At 65.9% G+C, this 15,548-nt stretch carries 13 protein-coding genes; 2 read left to right on the forward strand and 11 right to left on the reverse strand.

Annotation, left to right across the window (positions count from 1 at the left end; translation table 11 throughout):
• Window positions 1-29 precede the first annotated feature (29 nt).
• The 3 genes from PGN12_15765 to PGN12_15775 form a co-directional block, all read right to left on the reverse strand.
• Window positions 30-1,256 (reverse strand): MFS transporter, encoded by a 1,227-nt coding sequence (locus tag PGN12_15765; protein ID MEH3105343.1) that lies wholly within the window; start codon window positions 1,254-1,256, stop codon window positions 30-32.
• Between the two features lie 221 nt (window positions 1,257-1,477).
• A complete protein-coding gene (locus PGN12_15770; GenBank protein ID MEH3105344.1) occupies window positions 1,478-1,816 on the reverse strand; it encodes a hypothetical protein in 339 nt (112 codons plus the stop codon).
• Window positions 1,817-1,827: 11 nt separating this feature from the next.
• Window positions 1,828-3,279 carry a L,D-transpeptidase family protein gene (locus PGN12_15775; protein ID MEH3105345.1) on the reverse strand — a complete coding sequence of 484 codons (1,452 nt, stop codon included), beginning with the start codon at window positions 3,277-3,279 and terminating at the stop codon, window positions 1,828-1,830.
• A 210-nt stretch (window positions 3,280-3,489) separates the two neighbouring features.
• Here PGN12_15775 and PGN12_15780 point away from each other — a divergent pair, with 210 nt between their 5' ends.
• Window positions 3,490-6,219 (forward strand): TonB-dependent receptor, encoded by a 2,730-nt coding sequence (locus PGN12_15780; GenBank protein ID MEH3105346.1) that lies wholly within the window; start codon window positions 3,490-3,492, stop codon window positions 6,217-6,219.
• A 97-nt stretch (window positions 6,220-6,316) separates the two neighbouring features.
• On the opposite strand, the gene PGN12_15785 is transcribed toward PGN12_15780, so the two are convergent.
• The 8 genes from PGN12_15785 to PGN12_15820 form a co-directional block, all read right to left on the reverse strand.
• Complete coding sequence (locus PGN12_15785; protein ID MEH3105347.1) at window positions 6,317-6,964, reverse strand: glutathione S-transferase; 648 nt, start codon at window positions 6,962-6,964, stop codon at window positions 6,317-6,319.
• Between the two features lie 320 nt (window positions 6,965-7,284).
• Window positions 7,285-8,358, reverse strand: a complete 1,074-nt coding sequence (gene recA, locus PGN12_15790; GenBank protein ID MEH3105348.1) for a recombinase RecA — start codon at window positions 8,356-8,358, stop codon at window positions 7,285-7,287.
• Window positions 8,359-8,471: 113 nt separating this feature from the next.
• On the reverse strand, window positions 8,472-9,308 hold the full coding sequence (locus tag PGN12_15795; GenBank protein MEH3105349.1) for a 4-(cytidine 5'-diphospho)-2-C-methyl-D-erythritol kinase: 837 nt from the start codon (window positions 9,306-9,308) through the stop codon (window positions 8,472-8,474).
• On the reverse strand, window positions 9,305-10,999 hold the full coding sequence (locus tag PGN12_15800; protein MEH3105350.1) for a hypothetical protein: 1,695 nt from the start codon (window positions 10,997-10,999) through the stop codon (window positions 9,305-9,307). Before PGN12_15800 ends, PGN12_15795 begins: the two co-directional genes overlap by 4 nt.
• A 69-nt stretch (window positions 11,000-11,068) precedes the next feature.
• On the reverse strand, window positions 11,069-11,362 hold the full coding sequence (locus tag PGN12_15805; GenBank protein ID MEH3105351.1) for a type II toxin-antitoxin system RelE/ParE family toxin: 294 nt from the start codon (window positions 11,360-11,362) through the stop codon (window positions 11,069-11,071).
• Window position 11,363: 1 nt separating this feature from the next.
• Complete coding sequence (locus PGN12_15810; protein MEH3105352.1) at window positions 11,364-11,615, reverse strand: type II toxin-antitoxin system ParD family antitoxin; 252 nt, start codon at window positions 11,613-11,615, stop codon at window positions 11,364-11,366.
• 181 nt (window positions 11,616-11,796) lie between these two features.
• Window positions 11,797-12,594 carry a class I SAM-dependent methyltransferase gene (locus tag PGN12_15815; GenBank protein ID MEH3105353.1) on the reverse strand — a complete coding sequence of 266 codons (798 nt, stop codon included), beginning with the start codon at window positions 12,592-12,594 and terminating at the stop codon, window positions 11,797-11,799.
• Between the two features lie 361 nt (window positions 12,595-12,955).
• A complete protein-coding gene (locus PGN12_15820; GenBank protein MEH3105354.1) occupies window positions 12,956-14,614 on the reverse strand; it encodes an electron transfer flavoprotein-ubiquinone oxidoreductase in 1,659 nt (552 codons plus the stop codon).
• A 118-nt stretch (window positions 14,615-14,732) separates the two neighbouring features.
• On the opposite strand from PGN12_15820, the gene PGN12_15825 reads away from it, so the two are divergent.
• Window positions 14,733-15,470: a uracil-DNA glycosylase gene (locus tag PGN12_15825; GenBank protein MEH3105355.1), complete on the forward strand. Its 738-nt coding sequence runs from the start codon at window positions 14,733-14,735 to the stop codon at window positions 15,468-15,470.
• Window positions 15,471-15,548: the final 78 nt, after the last annotated feature.

The raw sequence follows: 15,548 nt of genomic DNA on the forward strand, positions 1-15,548 counted from the left end.
TGAAGATGAGGTCATGGATCGGCGCCGCTTCACTCGCTGCGCGCTTTGACATCATCGAATGCGGTGAGCTGCCACGTCAGCGCTGTGGCAATCATTAACAGCACCGCCCCAAACAAAAAGGGAGCACCCGGCAAATAGACACCGTGCGGATCGACACAACGTTCGAACAACGACGTCATCAGCGCCGGGCCGAGTATTGCGGTGATGGCGTTGGAGCTGGCCATAATACCTTGCAACTCCCCCTGTTCGTCAAGCCGGGTTTTAGCCGTCATCAACGTCTGGAGCGCTGGGTAAGTCATTCCCGCAAGCGAACCAATCAGAATCGCCAACACGACAGTTTCCGTGTTCCGTGCCAGACCAAGAATGATGTAAGACGGAATGGCAAATACGGTTCCGATCCGCGCAGTCGTACCTGCGCCAAAGCGGCTCACGGCTCGCCGCGTTAGCAGCGCGCGAACGATCACCATCAATATACCGTACAGCGCCGTCGTTAATCCGGTTGTGAGGGGTGTCCAGCCGAAACTCGCCGCACCGTAATAGGGCCACACCGCGATTTGCGCCTGTAACGCGAATTGGATGAGGAAGAGCACGATGATCGCGTGTCGAATAAAGCGGGACGTGCGCATCGCGATCAATGATCCGATCGGGTTCGCACGGCTTAGGCTGAACGGACGTCGAGCCGTCTCGGGAAGGGTTTCGGCAAAGCTGTAAAAGCCGATGACGACGCCAACCGCGGCGAACAGTGCCGCTAGAACGAAGGGTAGCCGTAAACCATACTCCCCGGCGAGGCCACCGATCGCAGGCCCAAAAACAAGCCCCGCCGCACCCGCGCCGCCCACTGCCCCGAACGCCGCGCTCCGTTCTGAAGGCGGCACCACATCCGCAATGCATGAATTGGCTGCGGCCCACGTTGCGCCGGTAACGCCAGAAATCATCCGTCCAATAACAAGCAAGGTCAGCGACGATGTCGCCGCCATCACACCGTAGTCGATCGCGAACGAGGCAAGCGTCACGAGTAGAATTGGCCGTCGTCCGAACCGATCACTGAGGCTGCCGATGATCGGAGAGAACAGAAATTGCATGGCCGCAAAAGCGACGAACATATAGCCGCCGATCTGCGCGGCACGCCCGATATCTACTTGGGCCAGATCGCGAATGAGTTGCGGCATACCCGGCGTGACAAGACCGACGCCAGCCATATCGACGAAAACGATAAAAGCGACGTACCGCAAGGTCGCGCGCTCGCGCGTCTTCATCTCAGCTCCGCTTACATCGATTTCGCCCCTTGCATCACCTTGATCAACGGCGAGAGCGTCGCAAGCACACCGCGACCCGGATCAGACAGTCTGATCCGCTAAGTCTTGATTTTACTCAAAATCAGAAAGGCCGGGTGCGATCGGCCAATTTCACGATCAACGATTGAGTGACACAACCGTTGCCGGAGAAATCGGCAACCGCCCCCCCTGCGACGTTCGCCTCAGTCGCGCCGCCGCGTCTCCGCCGACGCCGCGTCGACATCATCCTCACGGCCGCTGCGATCGCTGCGTGCCGTCATGCCAGTCGCGGAGGCGTCATCCATCATCTGTGCATCGGGTGCGGCGTCTTCGGGTGGCGGCAGGATCGCCGTGTCGTTGCTCGGGGTCGGGCTCGGCTCCACGAACGGTGTCGGTTCCTCGGTCGGGGTCGGCTCGGGAGTCGGTTCGAGCTCCTGCACCGTCATGTTCATCTCGGGCGGCTCCGGCTCGGATTTCGAACAGCCGGCCACGCCCAGACCCAGGAGCGCGACCAACGCCAACCGATGCCGCCATACCGTCATTCGTACTTCCTTCACTTCGCCGCCAGCGCCTGCGCGGCGGACCGTCGTTCGACCGTAGCAGCCAGCTTGCCGTCCCAGCCATAGGGATCTTCGCGGAAGCCGACCTGTCCGTCGGCACCCGCAAATGCCGACCAGTACAGCAGATACACGCTGACTGGCTCGGCCATTTTCGCGCGCACGGTCTTCCCTGCGGCCACCGCCGCATCGATCGCGTCAGGCTGCCACTCCGGCGTCGTCGCCATCAGCAATTTGGCGAGATCCTCGGGCTTCTCGAGCCGCACGCAGCCGTGGCTGGCGAGCCGGTCGAACTTCGAGAAGCCGGAACGCGCGGGCGTGTCGTGCAGGTAGACCGCGAAATCGTTCGGAAAATCGAACTTGAACCGCCCCAGCGCGCTCTGCTCGGACGCCTGTTGCAGTCGCTTGCCGCCGTCACCGGTGTCGATCACGCGAAAGCCGTTGCGCTTCAGATAGCCGGGATTGGCGCGCTCCTTGGGCCACAACTCCTTGGTCGCGATCGAGCTGGGCACATTCCACGGCGGATTGATGACGATGCTGCTGATCTGCGAGACAAGCATCGGCGTTTCGTTGCCCGGCCGTCCGGTCACCGCGCGCATCGACATGATCGGCCGATCGCCATCGAACGCGGTCAGCACCGCCGCCGCGATATTGACCTGCACGCGTCGGCGATCGAGCGTCGGCGGCAGCCAGCGCCAGCGTTCCAGATTGGCCATGATCGACTGGATGCGCTGCTCAACCGGCACGTTGAGCGCGGCGAGCGTCTGCGCGCCGACCTGGCCGGCCGGGTTGAGGCCATAGCGGCGTTGCGCGCGGCGCACCGCCTCCAGCAACGCCGCGTCGAAGCGGTCACCGGTGCCGGTCAGCTCCGGGTCCTCGATCGCCAGCCGCTCCCGCAGTCGGCCGACCGCCGGGCCGCTGCTGCCGTAGCTCGGCGCGACGGTCAGCATCGGCCAACCGCCCGCCGCCGCGATCTTGCGATAGCGCGCCAGCCCCTCCGCCAACGTGTCATACCCCTGATAGGGCGGCGGGAGCGAGCGCATCCAGCTCGTCAGCCGATCGCGCGCGACCGCGTCGGCAAAGCCGGGCAACGGGTCGTAGGCAGTCGGACGGATGCCCCAATCCTTCTGGAAATCGGAAGGCATCAGTCGCCCGCCATGCACCGCCCGCGCATGATCGAGCGCGACCCGCACCAGCGAGGCGCTGTCGAGCCGGTCGAGATCGGTCCGCGGTGTACGGCTAAGCCCCTGCGCCACTTCGTCCTTCGCGATCAACCGCGCCAGTTCCTGCCGCTGTGCATCGTTGAGCGTCGGGAGCGGCAACTGCGGCTGGACCAGCGGGATCGGTGTCGGCGCGGCGGTTTCGGGCGTTACCGGAACCTGCGCGACGGACGGGATCGCGGCAACGAGCGCGGCGAGCGAAAGGCTGTGTTTGGCAAACGAGATCATGACTGCGGGCTTATCACCTTTGATTCGCGCGGTTGAGAGGTCGAATCGCACAATCGCGCCTGCGGCGCGCGCAGCATCGGGCCTCTTGTGCCTCTCAACGAGCAAGTCCTTGAAAGGACGCGCTTCGCCGAACGCGAATTAACCAATCCTTATCCGGCATCCCGTACGAGCACGGTCACAATTTACGTCGAAGTTCGAGGGGGATGCCGCATGCGTAAGGCGCGTTTGTATCGGTCGGTGGCGATGTTCGCGATCATCGCCGCACCCGCGGCGGCGCAGGATCTGCGCGGCGCGGCGGCCAACCAGCCGAAGGACGCGACGCAAGCCGCCTCGCCCAACACCGCCGATATCGTCGTCACGGCCACCCGCCGCTCGGAGCGCTTGTCGAATGTGCCGATCGCGGTGTCGGCATTCGGGCAGGCCGCGCTGCAGAACTCCGGCGCGACCGATATCCGCCAGATGACCCAGATCGCACCGTCGCTGCTGGTCAGCTCGACCGGCAGCGAGGCCAACGCCTCGGCACGCATCCGCGGCGTCGGCACCGTCGGCGACAATCCGGGGCTGGAAAGCTCGGTCGCGGTGTTCATCGACGGGATCTATCGCAGCCGCACCGGATCGGGGCTCAACGACCTCGGCGAGGTCGAGCGGATCGAGGTGCTGCGCGGTCCGCAGGGGACGCTGTCGGGACGCAATTCGTCGGCAGGCGCGATCAGCATCTATACCAAGCTGCCCGAGTTCACGTTCGGTGGCATGGGCGAGGTCAGCTACGGCAATTACGACGCCGTTCGCGTGCAGGCCGCGCTGACGGGGCCGGTCATCAAGGACCTGCTCGCCTTTCGCATCGATGGCGTCGCCAGCCGTCGCGATGGCTTCCTGAGGGACGTCGTCAACGATACCGACTTCAACAATCGCGAGCGCTATTTCGTGCGCGGCCAGTTGCTGTTCACGATCACCCCCGATCTCGCCGTCCGCTTCATCGGCGACTATACGCGGCGCGACGAGAAATGCTGTGGCGCCGTCTATGCCGACACGCGCGAGAAGACCGACCCCACGCCGGGCGTGCCGGGCGACTATGCGGTCAGCGCCACGAACCCGGTCACCGGGATCCTGCGCAGTCTGGGCGGCGTGCTGCCCAGCGAAGGCGATCCGTACAACCGCCGGATCGCGCAGACCGCCGGTCGTGCATACAGCAACCTGACCACCGACGGCGGCGTATCGATGCGTGTCCGCTGGAATCTCGGCGCGACCCAGCTCACCTCGCTCACCGCCTATCGCGAATACAAGTCGGGTGGGGCGGGCGACATGGACTATTCCAACGTCGACCTGATCTATCGTCCTGACGACGGCAACAATTACCGTCAGTTCAAGGTCTTCAGCCACGAGAGTCGCTTCTCCGGCACGATCCTCGACAACAAGCTCGACTGGCTGGTCGGTGGCTATTACGCGCATGAAAACCTCGCGCTCGTCGACAATCTGCATTTCGGCGCGCAATATGGTGCCTTCGCGGCCTGCCGCGCGGTGCTGTCGATCAACCCGGCCGCCGCGTTGCGCAACGCCGCCAACCCGGGCTGCCTGAGCAACGTTGGCCGCGCCGCGCTGACGGCGGGGATCGGCGCGACGGCGGTGGCGGGTATCGACCGGCTGAGCACGCTCAACAATCTGGGCAGCCTGCGCGACGTCTATCGTCAGACAAGCGAAAATTTCGCCTTCTTCACGCACAACATCTATCGGCTGACCGAGCGGCTCAACGTCACGGTGGGGTTGCGGTACACCAACGAGCACAAGACGCTCGCGGCCGGGTTCAACAACAACAACACGATCTGCCCCGCGCAGCAGGCGGCACTGCGCCCGCTGCTCGCCGGCAGCAACGCCACGCTCCGCGCCGTGGCGGGCGGGATCGTCACCTTGTCGTGCATCGGCAACTCGAGCGCCGCGCTGACCAACGTGGCGCTGAACGACCAGATTCGCGAGGGGCAGCTGACCGGCACCGGCGTGCTGTCGTGGAAGCCGTTCGCGTCGACCCTGCTCTACGCATCCTACGCGCGGGGCTATAAGGCCGGCGGTTACAATCTCGACCGTTCGGACCTTAGCGAGACGGTGCTGTCGACCCCGCCAGCGTCGAGCGTCCGCAATCTGCGCTTCGATCCGGAGACGGTGAACGCCTATGAGGTGGGCGTGAAGTACAGTTCGCGCCAGTTCACCGCGAATGTCGCGGCGTTCCGGTCGGAATTCACCAACTTCCAGCTCAACACCTTCAACGGCACCAATTACATCGTCCAGAACATCGGCGGCTGCGACCAATCGCTGAACGGCGCGGACCGCGACAACGCGACCGCGACCGGCACCTGTACCGGCAAGGTCGGCAAGGGACTGGTGACGCAGGGGATCGAGCTGGAAGTCGGCATGTATCCGGCGCCGGACGTGACGGTGAACATCGGCTACACTCTCGCCGATGCGAAATATGCGCGCAACCTCGTCGGCAGCAAGGCGGGCGAGCCACTGAGTGCGGCGCTGTTCCTGCTGCCCGGTGCGCAGATGTCGAACGCTCCGCGTAACACCGTTACCAGCTCGTTCAGCTGGACGCCGGCGATCGGCGGCAGCGGGATGAGCGCCTTGTTCTACGTCGACGGGCGTATGACGAGCGATTACAACACCGGGTCGGACCTGTTCATCGAAAAGATGCAGGACGGCTTCTTCCTGATGAATGCCCGCATCGGGCTGCGCGGCAACGAACAGCGCTGGGCGGTCGAGCTTTGGGCGCAAAACCTGCTCGACACCAATTACCAGCAGGTCGCCTTTACCGCACCGTTCCAGGGGTCTGGCTCGCAATCGCAGGTGCAGGCGTTCGGCAGCCCGAGCTTCGCGGCCGCAAATTCGCTGTTCACCTCGTTCCTTGGCGAACCGCGCACCTACGGCCTGACGCTGCGCACGCGGTTCTGATCCAACGCGACTTCAAGGCGGCGACGATTGATCGCTTCGAGCAGATCGTCGCCTTGAACCCGATCCCGCGAGCCGAGGCCGCTCGCTCGTGCAGCGATCACGCATAGGCGTAAGGCCCGCCGGCCGCGAGCGCGCGCTGGTAGGCGGGGCGGGCATGGATACGCTCCAGCCAACCGGTCGTGTTCGGGCGGCTGGCGTCGAGCCCGGCACGGCTGCGCGCCGCCTCCAGCGGGAAGCTCATCATGACGTCCGCGGCGGTGAACGTGTCACCGGCGAACCACGGATGGTCTGCGAGCGCGTCCTCGACGTAATCGAGATGGCGGTCGACCATCGGCTGAATCTGTGCCGCGACCCGCGATCCGACCAGCGGGATGCGCGACACGACCAGCTTGACGAGCAGCGGCGGCATCAGCGAACCCTCGGCATAGTGAAGCCAGAAGCGGTAGGCGAGCGCATCGTCACGCCGTGATGGCGCCCCCAGCTTCCCGTCGGCACGGTCGACGAGATATTCGACGATCGCGCCGGTCTCCGCGATCACGCGCGGATCACCTCCCCCATGCGCGGCGGTATCCTCGATCACCGGCGATTTGCCGAGCGGATGGACGCGGCGCAGTTCGGGCGGTGCGAGCATCGTCGCCTTGTCGCGCTCGTAGCGCTTCACCTCATAGGGAAGGTCCAGTTCCTCGAGCATCCACAGAATACGCTGCGAGCGGGAATTCTCGAGATGGTGGACGATGATCGTCATGTCGGCTCCTGCATGCACGACCCGGCACGGATCGCAGCCGTTAACGCAACGGCCGTACCACGTATCCATGTTTGGACAGGTGGTTCCGCTTTCACCGTGCGAGCGCGGTGCCTCGCCGCCGACTGGAATGACCGCCGCACCGGCGGGTGCGCCTGCCGGGCGACGCGATCAGAGCGCCATCAACGATCCAGGTGGCCCCCCCGCATCTCGACCGTCCTGACACAATCAAAGAACAAACTTCGACATGCGCAGTCTAAATCATCGTCTGATACGGTCCGCGCGCCCGAGCGAGGATCACGCAAACCGATCAGCCGTGCCGATCAGATGTCGTCGTCCTCGCTCGGCCCGGCCATCATCCCGTCGGCGACCTGCTCGGTGCGGCCGCGGATCGCCTTTTCAAGCCGGTCCTTCATCTCCGGATTGTCGCGAAGGAAGTTCTTGGAGTTCTCACGCCCCTGCCCGATCCGTACCGAGTCATAGGAGAACCACGCGCCCGCCTTTTCGACCAGCCCGGCCTTGACCCCGATGTCGAGGATCTCGCCGATCTTCGAGATGCCCTCGCCGTACATGATGTCGAACTCGACCTGCTTGAACGGCGGCGCGACCTTGTTCTTCACGACCTTCACGCGCGTGGCGTTGCCGATCACCTCATCGCGGTCCTTGATCGCGCCGGTGCGGCGGATGTCGAGCCGGACCGAGGCGTAGAACTTCAGCGCGTTACCGCCGGTCGTTGTCTCCGGATTGCCGTACATCACACCGATCTTCATGCGCAGCTGGTTGATGAAGATCACCATGCAGCGCGAGCGGCTGATCGAACCGGTCAGCTTGCGCAGGCTCTGCGACATCAGGCGCGCCTGAAGGCCGACGTGGCTGTCGCCCATCTCGCCCTCGATCTCGGCGCGCGGCACCAGCGCGGCCACCGAATCGACCACCAGCACGTCGATTGCGTTCGAGCGCACCAGCGTGTCGACGATCTCCAGCGCCTGCTCGCCCGTATCCGGCTGCGAAACGATCAGCTCATCGATGTTCACGCCCAGCTTCTTGGCGTAGACCGGATCGAGCGCGTGCTCGGCGTCGACGAATGCGGCGGTGCCGCCGGTCTTCTGGGCTTCGGCGATGACGTGGAGCGCGAGCGTGGTCTTTCCCGAGCTTTCCGGGCCATAGACCTCGATCACGCGCCCGCGCGGTAGCCCGCCGACGCCGAGCGCGATGTCGAGCCCGAGCGAGCCGGTCGAGATCGCCTCGACCTGCATCGTCTCTTTCTGACCCAGCTTCATTGCCGAGCCTTTGCCGAAGGCACGATCGATTTGCGCGAGGGCGGCGTCGAGTGCCTTTTGACGGTCTGTGTTCGCGGTTGCCATGCCGGTATCGATCACCTGAAGTTTGGCGGCCATTGCCGTGGAGCCTTTCGCTAGAGCAACCGCGCGCCGCATTCAACGCGCCGCACTGTTGTATTCAGTTTGTTCCATAAGAACAAGTAGCGAACTTTGGCTTGAATACAAGCTGTTCAGCCGATCGTGGTTGGACACAGCCACCAATCGGGCGCCGCTTCAGCGATCTGTGCAGCGGCGGAGTCGCGTGCCGCAGCATCGTGGAACAGCGCGAAGCAGGTCGCGCCGGAACCAGACATGCGCGTCAAAACCACTCCCGGTGCCGAGGAAAGCCGGGAAATAACCCCCTCGATCACGGGTGCGATCGCTTCGGCGGGCGGTTGGAGGTCGTTTCTGCCCGCCATGGCGCGCTCCAGTGTCGTTCCGGTCAGATCGAGCGCGCCGCGATCGACGCCGTCCCAATGCGCGAAGACCTGCGCGGTCGACACCGCCACCCCGGGGTTGACCAGCAGCGCCGGCATGTCGCCCAGCCCCGCAACCGGCGCGAGCGCATCGCCGCGGCCGCGGCCGAAGGTGGGGCGGCCGAGCAGGCAGGCGGGAACGTCCGCGCCCAGATCGGCGGCGATCGTCAGCAGCCGCGGGGCATCCACCGGCAGCCCATATAGCCGCGCGAGTGCGCGCAAGGTGGCCGCGGCGTCCGCCGAGCCGCCGCCGATCCCGGAGGCGACCGGCAGATGCTTGTCGAGCGTCACCGCGTGGATCGCATCGGGCGCGAACGCCTGCCGGAACGCCGCCTCGGCGCGCGTCACCAGATTGTCGGCGACCGGGCCGACCGCCCCGGCGAACGGGCCGGTGACGGTGAAGCCCGGCGTCGTCGCGGGCGCGACCGTCACCCGGTCGCCGTCGCGCGCGAAGACGAACAACGTCTCCAGCTCGTGATAGCCGTCCGCCCGCCGCGCGCGGACGTGCAGCGCGAGGTTGAGCTTGGCGGGGGCGGTTTCGACGATCGTCACTGCGGCAGTCCCTGTTCGATCTTGGTGGCGAGCCGCGCCATTTCGGCCGGGGTCGCGGTCGCCTGCGCGGCGGTCCAGGCGTAGCGGGCCTCGTAGCGGCGACCGGCCTGCCAGTAGAGATCGCCGAGATGCTCGCCGATCTCGGCGCTGAGCGGATCGCCCTCCGCCGCCCGCTCGACCAGCGGCAGCGCGCGCGCCGGCTGCCCGCGCAAATACAACGCCCAGCCCAGCGAGTCGGCGATCGCGGCATCGTCGGGTTTCAGCCGCGCGGCCTTCTCCAGCATCGCCTGCGCCTCGTCGATCCGCTCGCGATGCTGGGTCAGCGCATAGCCGAGATAGTTGAGCGCGAGCGGCTGCTCCGGACCTTTGGCGACCGCCTTTTCCAGCGCATCGCGCGCCGCCGGCCAGCGCCCCGCCCCGTCGAGCGCCGCGCCATATTGCAGCCAGTCGGTCCAGTCGGCCGCCACGCCGGCCCGCTTCACTAGCCGCGCATAGAGCGGCACCGCCTGCGCCGGGCGATCGAGCCGCATCTGCAGGTCGGCGAGCCGCTGGACGTCGCCGATCGGGGTCTTCTTCGTCACCGACAGCGCGTCGAGCGCCGCCAACGCCTCGTCCTCGCGCCCGCCGTCCGCCAGCATCTGGACGCGCCCGGTCGCGGCGAGCGACGCATAGGGGCTGTCGGCGGGCACCTCGCCCAGCAGCGCCAGCCCGGCGTCGAGCGCATCGTCCCCCGCCAACACCCCGGCGAGCAACAGCCGCGCGCGATCGTTGGCCGGATCGGCGCGCAACGCGGCGCGCAGCAACGTATAGGTGAGCACGCCGGGATCCTCGCCGGTCGCGAGATCGGCGGCGATGCGCGTGAACAGATGCGCGGCGCCGAATGCGAGCGTCGGGCGCGCGCCGCGCGTCGGCTCGATCCGCAGCGCGGTCGCGCCGGCATCGTCGTCGAGCAGCGCGCGCGCCGCCTTGTCCTTCCCCTGCCCGATCAGCAATCGCGCCGCCGCGACCCGCTCGTCCAGCGCGGCGAGATCGGCCGCCCCGCCAAGCGCGCGCACCGCCGCCACGCCTTCGTCGGTGCGACCGGTGGCGATCAGCAGCAGCGCGCGCGTCTCGGCGGCGAAGCGTCGGGCGACCGGCTCATCGGGAACCTGCGCCAGCGCCGCGAACGGATCGCCGCCGCTCTCGAGCGCCAGCCACGCGCGCAGCGGCGGCGCGAGGATGCGCAGCCGGTCGCCGTCGAAACGCTTGACCGCCGCCTCCGCGCCCGCGCGGTCGCCATCGCGTGCGGCGCGGGCGAGCGCGAGCAGCGCGGTGTCGGACGGCGCGGCCTTTTGCGCGGCGAGCGCGGCGGCGGCCTGATCGGCGAGCGGCATGTCGCCGGCGCGCACCGCGGCGCGGAAGGTGCGCAGCGCGATCGCGACGTCCTGCGGATCGTCGGCGAGCACGCGCGCGTAATCCTGCGCCGCGCTGGCGACCGCGCCATCCGCTTCCGCGATTCGCGCGCGGGCATAGGCGGCGGGGTCGACGGTCGCGGCGAACGCGGGCAGCGCGGCGCCGGCGAGCGTCGCGGCGAGCGGGAGCGCGAGGCGGCGGGTGAGCGTGATGGCGAGCTTTCGGATGCGGGCGGTGGATGGCCGATCGGGGTAGAGGGAGTGGGCGGCGAGGTCCAGTGGCGGCGGGCGGCGGGTCATGCGTGGCTCAACACGCGAGGGGGCGGGTGCGTTCAGGTGGGGATGCGGGTAAGGTCTGAAGAGCCCGATTTACAACAGGCGATCGAGGTCACGCATCGCTTCGACGACCGCAACGATCTCGACCTGATCGGCGCTGGCGTCATGCTCGTAAAGGATCAGATAGCGGCCATGAACGAGCATACGCGCACCGGGCCGGATGTCGTCGCGCAGCGTACCGGTGGCGGGGAAATCCCGTAACCGCACGATCTTTCTGTTCAGCGCCAGCAACAGCGCGTCGGCGGCACGCTGGTCATCTTGCGCGATATAGGTCCAGATCCGTTTGAAATTCTCGCGGGCGCGGCGCGAAATGACGATCGCGGTCATCTCAGCGTGCGGCGTCAGCCTCGCTTCGGGCTTCAGCGATCACCGCCTTCATGTCGAGCGGACCGGCAATGCCGCTGGCCTTGCCCTTGTCCCAAGCATCGCGCAGCAGCCGCAATTCCTCTTCACGAAACGCCCGGCGCTCGTTCCACAGGCGCATCGCATCGCGCACCACTTCGCTCGCCGACGCATACTCTCCCGCGGCAATGGCGGCATGGATCGTTTCCACCATCGGTTCGGGGACCACGACGGTCATTCTGGCATATCCTGCCATTGCCAAACTCGCATCCATCTAGGCATTCATAATAATTCATAACGGCGAGCCGGCAAGGAGATCGCTCGCACGGCCAAGCGAGTTGCGTGAGGTTCGACCCGGTGCGGAAGGCCTTTAGCGTTTGGTATGGTGAATTGGGAAAGCGGTAGCTGCGCGCCCCTCTTCATGCCGCCTTTCGGCTGATAAAAAGTCCGCTTTCCTTACCGACCTCGAGAACGCCATTTCCTGCCCTGAATGCTTCCGCGATGGCCTCACGAAACGCGGCAAGCTGTGCCTCGTCGGCCCTGTCACCAGGGGGATAAGAGGTGAGGGCTAAAAACACGTCCTCCGGCTCTGTTACCCGCAGGATGGCCGGGTGCTCCGCCATGTTCACGTTGCCAAACTCAGCCTGCATAGACCGCTCGGCCTCGGCATATCCGAAGGCTGCGCCGGCCGGGTCGAACGGTTCGCTACCAAACACGGTCGTTAGCCGATACAGTTCGCGTCTGTTACCTGCTCCGTTTGTGGTCACGGCAAGGAAACCGCCCGGCTTCAAGACGCGACGCATCTCCGCGAGTCCCTTCGATGGGTCTGGAAGATGATAAAGCATGTGCATGGCTATGACGGCGTCAAAGGACTCATCCTCGAAGGGAAGGTCAGTCGCGTCCGCCTGCCTGCCGACGACCGACGCGAACGGCAGAGACTGGCACCGGCCAACAGCTTCCTGAACCATGCCTGGCGATGAATCTGACAGGGTGAGTTGCAGATTTTTGGGTAGCTCGCTCGCGTTGGATTCCCAAAACCAGCCTGGGCCGCAGCCGACGTCGAGCACATTATTCCCAGCTTCAAAAGGGAGTTGCTTCATCACCCAAGGAAACCAGTCGATTTCGGCGACGGTATAATTGTTGTGGAGACGAGCACGAGCGACTAGTTTCTGACTGTCGCTATATTGCTCACGGTTGCCGGAGGTAATCGACGACATTACAGATTTTCCTCTGCAAATCTCATTTTACATTGCCACCTGCGCTCCGAATAATTGGTCAGAACAGAGGTCGCAAGCCGTTGACACGCTCGCCCGTGCAAATGGCTGAAGGCTAGGAGCTTTCTCGATGGGGAACCTGCGATAGGAGTCCCACCGCGCGAATCTTGTTGACGACCGCCCGCGGCTCACGCTTTCCCGAAACCTGTTCCCGATTGTTCTATCTCGAAACGGCGGTTGCGAGACGGAGAACTGGCAACAGCCCCTGACGCCGTAGCCGACCCGGCACGCCGCTCCTTCCCATGATCGCGAGAAAGAAGCGGGACCCCGGATCAAGTCCGGGGCGACGATAACGGCAGCTTCCTCACATATTCGGATAGTTCGGCCCGCCGCCGCCCTCCGGCACGACCCAGTTGATGTTCTGCGTCGGGTCCTTGATGTCGCAGGTCTTGCAATGGACGCAATTCTGCGCGTTGATGACGAACCTCGGGTCGCCCGTTTCCTCGCCGACGATCTCGTACACCCCCGCCGGGCAGTAACGCTGCGCGGGCTCGTCGTAGAGCGGGAGGTTGTAGGCGATCGGCACCTCAGGGTCCTTCAGCGTGAGGTGGACCGGCTGGTCCTCCTCGTGATTGGTGTTCGACAGGAACACCGACGACAGGCGGTCGAAGGTCAGCACGCCGTCCGCCTTGGGATAGGCGATCTTCTTGACCAGATCCTTGCGCCATAGCGTCTCGTGATCCGGGTGGTGGTGGAGCGTGAACGGCATCTTCAGCCCGAGATATTCCGCCCACATCGTCACGCCCGCCAGCCCCGAGCCGAGGAAGTCGCCGAACTTCTTGACCAGCGGCACGACGTTGCGGACGATCGACAGCTCCTTCTTCACCCAGCTGCGCTCGAACGCTTCCGGATAGGCGACCAGCTCGTCACCGCCGCGCTGCGACAGGATCGCGTCGACCGCGGCCTCGGCGGCGAGCATCCCGCTCTTCATCGCGGTGTGCGTGCCCTTGATCCGCGGCACGTTGAGAAAGCCGGCGCTGTCGCCGATCAGCGCGCCACCGGGGAAGACCAGCTTCGGGATCGACTGCAACCCGCCGTCGCTGATCGCGCGCGCGCCGTAGCTGCCGCGCTTGCCACCCTTGAGCAGCGCCGCGACCTGCGGGTGGGTCTTCCACTTCTGCATCTCCTGAAACGGGGAGACATAGGGGTTGGAATAGTTGAGCCAGGTCACAAAGCCGATCGACACCTGCCCGCCGGCCTGATGATAAATCCAGCCGCCGCCGTTGCCGCCATGCTCGCTGAGCGGCCAGCCCTGCGTATGGACGACCTTGCCGGGTTCGTGGAGCGCGGGGTCGATGTCCCACAATTCCTTGACGCCGAGACCATAGACCTGCGGATCGCAATCGCGGCGCAGGTCGAAAATCCGCATCAGCTCCTTGGAGAGATGCCCGCGGCATCCTTCCGAGAAGAAGGTGTATTTGGCATGGAGTTCGAGGCCGGGCTGATAATCCGGCTTGTGCGTGCCGTCGCGCGCCACGCCCATGTCGCCGGTCGCGACGCCTTTGACGCTGCCGTCGTCGTTGAACAGGATCTCGGCGGCGGCGAAGCCGGGGAAGATCTCGACGCCCAGCTCCTCGGCCTTGCCCGCCAGCCAGCGGCAGAGGTTGCCGAGCGAACCGGTGTAGGTGCCCTTGTTGTGAAGGAACGGCGGGGTCCACAGGTGCGGGAGGTTGAACTTGCCCGATTTGGTCAGCACCCAGTGGAGGTTCTGCGTCACTGGCACCTCGGCGAGCGGGCAGCCGTCGTCGCGCCACGTCGGGAGCAGTTCGTCGAGCGACTGCGGGTCGATCACCGCGCCCGACAGGATGTGCGCGCCGACCTCGGACCCCTTTTCGAGCACGCACACCGAAATGTCCGCTTCGCGTTCGGCGGCCAGTTGTTTGAGGCGGATCGCCGCCGACAGCCCGGCCGGGCCGGCACCGACGATCACCACGTCATAGGGCATGGATTCGCGGTCGCTCACTTCGTCATCTCCTGCGCGCGCACCCGCACCGGGCGCTCGTCGTATCGTGCCAACGTTCTATCGGCATCGGCGGTGCCAGTAAGTTGACCTTCGCGTCAACTCTCCATCCTATGGCGGCATGGGGGCCGATCAGAATCTCGACTGGACGAAGGCGGCGGCCAGCGCGCTCGACTGGTGGCACGACGCCGGGGTCGACGTGGTGGTCGGCGACGAGGGGTTCGCGTGGCTCGACAGCGCTGCGCAACAGCTCGCGGCACGGCAGGCGGTGCGACCGGTGGTGGCCGAGGTCGTGCCGGCCGGGGACGCGCTGCCAGAGGACGCGGCGGCGTTCGCGGCGTGGCGCATCGGCGACGCCGCGCCCGAGGCACGCTGGGGCGGCGGCGCGATCGCGGCGAGCGGGCCGGCCGACGCCGAACTGATGGTGTTCGTCGACTGCCCCGAGCGTGACGATCGCGAGCTGCTGATGGAAGGCGAGGTCGGGCGGTTGTTCGAGCGGATGCTCGCGGCGATCGGGCGGTCGCGCGCCGATGTCGCGCTCGCCTCGGTGTGCGTGCGGCGGCCGACGACCGGACGCGTGCCGCGCGACATCGAGGCGCGGCTCGGCGAGATCGCGCGGCATCATGTCGCGCTCGCCGCCCCGAAACGGCTGCTGGTGATGGGCGATGCGGCCAGCCGTGCGGTCCTGACGATGAACGTCGCGGATGCACGCGGACGTTTTCATGCACTTAACCATAAGAACGGCACAGTCACGCAGGTCGTGGCGAGCCATCATCCGCGCTTTCTGCTCGATCGGCCCACCGCCAAGGCGGAAGCGTGGAAGGACCTGTTGTTGCTGACCGGGGAGGTCGAATCGTGAAAAGTGCGTGGGCCTTCGGGCTGTTGATCGCGACCGCTTTCGCATCGGTCGCACAGGCCGCGCCGGTCGGCGGCGGGC

This window comes from Sphingomonas phyllosphaerae (assembly GCA_036946405.1).
Classification (GTDB): Bacteria; Pseudomonadota; Alphaproteobacteria; order Sphingomonadales; family Sphingomonadaceae; genus Sphingomonas; species Sphingomonas phyllosphaerae_D.